Origin of the sequence: Synechococcus sp. H55.9, assembly GCF_047462355.1 — a bacterium.
Classification (GTDB): domain Bacteria; phylum Cyanobacteriota; class Cyanobacteriia; order Thermostichales; family Thermostichaceae; genus Thermostichus.
On record NZ_JANSJB010000138.1, the window covers coordinates 1 to 4,428 of the forward strand.

Genomic DNA, 4,428 nt, shown 5'->3' on the forward strand with positions numbered 1-4,428 from the left:
ACCTGCAGGTCATCGGTAGCGTCCAAAACCACCCAGCCTTGCCCCACCGTCCGTTTCCACAACTCAAAGTGCAAGTGGGGCCCCGTCACCGCTCCCGTTGCCCCCACGTAGCCGATTACGGTGCCCTGCTTCACGACTTCTCCCACACCCACAGCAGATTCAGACATATGGCCATAGCGGGTGCGCTGGTTGCCGGCATGCTCCAGCACAACGGTGATCCCCAGACCGCCCAGGGATCCCGAAGTGACCACCTTGCCGCTCAAAGAGGCCAAGATCGGCGTTCCCAGGCTGGCCCCCAAATCCACCCCGGCATGGAACTCCGGCTCTCCGCGAATGGGGTGAATTCGCATGCCAAACCCAGAAGTAATCGGCACCGGATGGGGTAGGGGATAGAGCAGTCGTTCTTCACCTGCCGCCAGTTCTGGTAACTCCGGCGTTGGCGGTTCAGGCGCTTGGGTCTGGCTGGGATCCTCAATGCGAATCTCTTCACCTGGGGTGAGGATGATGCGGCGACCGGAGCTGCGTTCCATCAGCACCACCGGCACCCCACCTTCAGGTTGAGAAAAGGACGCCGTGCCGCTATTGCCGGGGGTGGCCAGGCCACGGTTTTTTTTCGGCTCAATAACCATTTCCCGGCCCACCACCGTCTCTGGGTGGGTTCCCGCCTCAAGAGCTTCTCCCCGTAGAGGAATGGCCCCATCCAGCAGCAGGGCTGCCGCCCCAGGCGTGTCCAGAGCCGGCTCCACCACGGGCGGTGGGGGCAAAGGGTTGGGTTGTGTCTGAGCCAGCAGAGCCGTGGGATAGAGCCAAAGCAGACCCAGCCAAAAGCGCAGCCGCCGCCTTTGTGGGAAGAAAAGGCGCGCTGCCGCAACCAAAGGCTTCATCACCGCACTCAACACAGGCCACACAAGAAAAACCAGAAAGGCTACAGATCGCCGCCAACAGGAGCGTGATAGCTCAAGCGAACTTGGTCAGGTGCAAGCGTCAGGATGGATCCTTGCTCCCCTTGTGTTTGTACTCGCACCCGCCCATCCTCGGCAAGGCCCAAGACCGTGAGGCTGCTTTCCCCCTGGGCTCCTTGGACTTGCGACTGAACCATCCAGGCTTCGTACTCTGGGCGAACGGGGCCAAATCCCTCTTGCAACCAGACCTGGAATCCCTGCTCCATCCCCTGCAGAACCCAGCCGGCAATCTCGGTGCGGTCGAGGGACTGTCGGGATCCCAAGATGTGGGCTAAGGTGATCGCCCCGGCGGGCACGGGATTGTTGATATTCACACCCACGCCGGCCACCAGCCCCAGCAGTTGCCCGTCCCCCCCAAAGCGGCTTTGCACCAGGATCCCCCCCAGCTTGAGCAGAGAATCCGGGCCCACCACCACCAGATCGTTGGGCCATTTCAGCCGCAGCGGGATCCCCAGTTTTTGCCGCAGACTGCCCGCAATACCCCAGCCCAAGGTCAGGGTCAGTTCCAGCAGCGAGTGATGCAAGGGCGGGGATCCCAGCCAGACCGATAGATACAGCCCTCCCGGCTCAGAGTGCCATACCCGCCCATGTTGACCTTGCCCGGCCCGTTGGCGGGTGCTGACCAAAACCGTGCCCACCGGCAGCGGCTGTGGAAACCGGCGGCTCCAGTCCAGGAGCAGCCGATTGGTGGAATCGGTTACCGCCACCTGCAGGAGGTAATGGCCCCAATGGCCCACCTGGGATCCCAGCCGCGAGGGGGAAAGCATCTCCCTCAGCTCAGCACAATATCTTCCGCCGGACGCTGGGCCAGCCGCTTTAGGTTCTGATAGCGCAACATGTCCAGTAGATCATTGCCGGAGCGCCCCTCCAGACGGGCCTCCACGTGCAGCGCCTGCCCCAGAGCCTCCACCGCCTGCAGCCGTGGGATCCCGCGCAACACCAGACGATCCACCGCATAGGCATCGGCAGCCAACAGACGGCGGTCGTTGGTTTGGTCGCGGCGCAACTGCCAGAGGGCCAAGCCACTCAAACCTCCCGAAACCGTTGCTCCCACCGGATCCTGCTGCACAGCCTCAAAGATCAAGCTCAACCCTCCCAGAGCTGCTATGGCCAGGTAAAAGTCGATCTGCCGCGAGGCTGCCCGGCTGTAGTAGCCCACCTTGTGCAGGAACAGCCCCGCTCGCTGCAGGGGGGTAAATTGCCGCCACTCGTAGGGCTTGATAAACAGCCGCATTTGCCGTTCCCAGGGCATTTGCCGACGGCCCTTGATCACCACTGTCTGCCGTTCCGAGGCCGGCAAGATCTTGACGCTCTCTCGCATACTGGCAGGCAGCAGATCCAGCAGGCGCTCGATCTCAGCCTGCTCCAGAACGTAGTTTTCGTAGCCGTAGTATTCCGAGTCCATGCCGGGCCTGCTCCTCAGCTTAATCCCATCGCCTGACGCATCTCTCGCACCGCCCGATCCAGTCCTACCAGCACCGCTCGGCTGATAATGCTGTGGCCGATGTTCAGCTCCTCCATACCCGGGATCCGCGCCACCGGGCCGACATTCCAGTAGGTGAGACCATGTCCCGCATTCACCCGCAGGCCCAGTTGAAGGGCCTGTTGGCAGCCTTTTTCCAGATGCTCAAGTTCCACCTGCCGCCGAGCTGCGGAGGCAGCTTCGGCATAGCGCCCCGTGTGCAGCTCCACCCAGCGGGCCCCCACCTGGGCGGCAGCGGCAATTTGCACTGGATCCGGGTCGATAAACAAGCTGACCGGAATGCCGGATCCCTGCAGTTGGCCGACCACATCCCTAAGACGCGCCACCTGCCCTGCCACATCCAGGCCCCCCTCGGTGGTGATCTCCTCCCGCCGTTCGGGAACCAAAGTGACGTAGTCGGGCTTGATCTCCAGAGCAATGGCCACCATCTCATCGGTGGCGGCCATCTCCAGGTTGAGGTGGGTGCGCACCGTTTGCCGCAACAGCCGCACATCCCGATCTTGAATGTGACGGCGATCCTCGCGCAAGTGCACTGTGATCCCATCTGCCCCCGCCAACTCGGCGATCACTGCCGCTGCCACCGGATCCGGCTCTACGGTGCGGCGAGCCTGGCGAAGGGTGGCAATGTGGTCGATGTTAACTCCAAGACTTAACAAGGCCTGACTGCTGTGGGTGTAAAGGATTCTAGAATGCTCCTAGTATTACATTATGCAATTTGCGCCGGTCAGACGAGCCTGGATGCTGTGGGGCTCAGGCGGCGGGGAGGCAGCCTTTACTCTATGATCAAAATGCTCGAAAGCGATGTCTCGCCTGTGCGGGATCCACTCCAGGCTTGCCATGACTGATCCAAATGCCTCTCTGGCGGTGGGACAACACTCAATCATTGACCGGGCGCGGGTGCCGGCCCTGATTGCCCAATACCTGCCGGTGGAGATCTGCATTTACTACCAGGTTGTGCCCGTGGCCCTGGATACCGACAGCCTCATTTTGGGCATGGTGGATCCCCAGGATTTGGCAGCGCTGGACTACGTGAGCAAGATGCTGGCCTATTCCCAGATCTCCGTCCAGCCGATCCCGCTCACCGCTCAGCAGCAGCAGGATCTCATTGCCTACTACTTCAGCCATCCCCCCGACCCGGCAGAGGTGGAGCGGCTGCGCCTCCAGGCCCAAGCCAGCCGGGTGACGCGGGAGGTTCCCGCTCCTGTGGCGGGGCCACCCACGCAGTTGACGCCAACCCAGCCCCCCTCCGCTCGGCCAACTGCTCCGCCTGTCCCCGCCGACGAATCGGAAGAGACGGTGCAGCAGTTGCTCAACTCGATGCTGCGACGGGCTTTGGATGAGAAAGCCGAGCAGATTTTTGTGGAACCTCAAGAGGGGGCTTCTTGTCGGGTGCGCTACCGTCAGCAGGGGATTTTGCGGGATCTGTTCAAAGATCTTTCGGAGTCCATACGGGCGAAGTTGCTCGCCTCCATGAAGCGGATGATGGCACTGGATCCAGAGCTGCTCGGAGAGCCGCAGCAGGCAGAGGTGGAACGGGTATACCGGGGGGAGCCACTGGTTTTGCAGTTGCGCATTATCCCGCAGCGCTCCAAAAGTGGCCAGACTGCCCTCGCCAGAGAAGGAGCCATCTTGAGTATTTTGCGAGGGGAAGCCCTCCAGAAATATCAACAAGGTCAGAATAACCTCCGCGTCTCCGAGACCTTAGCCTTGGCCCAACAGACCCATCAACTGCTACAACAACTGCAAAGTGCTCTCAGCAACACAATCGACAAACTCAAGCAGTACCCCAGTCCACCGCGGAGCGACTGGCCCCTGATGACAGAGGTGTTGGCAGCTATCCAGGCTCAAGCCCAGATGATCGCCATCCATCAGCAGGACTGGGAAAAACTCAATTCCGGCAGTTGAGCCCCCAGGCATTTCGAGGGCATCTTAGCTTTTGCCTTGCTTCTTGGCTTTATGGGCTCCCACTGCCTTTTGCCGGTG

5 protein-coding genes are annotated in these 4,428 nt (G+C 61.4%); 1 reads left to right on the forward strand and 4 read right to left on the reverse strand.

Translation table 11 applies throughout. The features are described from left to right. From NW857_RS12380 to NW857_RS12395, 4 genes are all read right to left on the reverse strand, one after another. On the reverse strand, positions 1–884 hold an 884-nt coding region (locus NW857_RS12380), incomplete at its 3' end, for a M23 family metallopeptidase (protein ID WP_414369118.1). A 41-nt stretch (positions 885–925) separates the two neighbouring features. Then, positions 926–1,729: a biotin--[acetyl-CoA-carboxylase] ligase gene (locus tag NW857_RS12385; RefSeq protein WP_414335989.1), complete on the reverse strand. Its 804-nt coding sequence runs from the start codon at positions 1,727–1,729 to the stop codon at positions 926–928. Positions 1,730–1,734: 5 nt separating this feature from the next. Continuing rightward, positions 1,735–2,367 carry a DUF3318 domain-containing protein gene (locus NW857_RS12390; protein WP_414335991.1) on the reverse strand — a complete coding sequence of 211 codons (633 nt, stop codon included), beginning with the start codon at positions 2,365–2,367 and terminating at the stop codon, positions 1,735–1,737. Between the two features lie 14 nt (positions 2,368–2,381). Then, positions 2,382–3,101 carry a pyridoxine 5'-phosphate synthase gene (locus NW857_RS12395; protein ID WP_414369119.1) on the reverse strand — a complete coding sequence of 240 codons (720 nt, stop codon included), beginning with the start codon at positions 3,099–3,101 and terminating at the stop codon, positions 2,382–2,384. A gap of 181 nt (positions 3,102–3,282) precedes the next feature. Here NW857_RS12395 and NW857_RS12400 point away from each other — a divergent pair, with 181 nt between their 5' ends. Beyond that, positions 3,283–4,350 (forward strand): hypothetical protein, encoded by a 1,068-nt coding sequence (locus NW857_RS12400; protein ID WP_414369121.1) that lies wholly within the window; start codon positions 3,283–3,285, stop codon positions 4,348–4,350. The last annotated feature ends 78 nt before the right edge of the window (positions 4,351–4,428 follow it).

What these genes read in the sequence shown, in the direction of transcription:
- NW857_RS12400 (WP_414369121.1), top strand. Translation starts at nt 3,283, where the DNA reads ATGACTGATCCAAATGCCTCTCTGGCGGTGGGACAACACTCAATCATT.
- NW857_RS12390 (WP_414335991.1), bottom strand. Translation starts at nt 2,367, where the DNA reads ATGGACTCGGAATACTACGGCTACGAAAACTACGTTCTGGAGCAGGCT.
- NW857_RS12385 (WP_414335989.1), bottom strand. Translation starts at nt 1,729, where the DNA reads ATGCTTTCCCCCTCGCGGCTGGGATCCCAGGTGGGCCATTGGGGCCAT.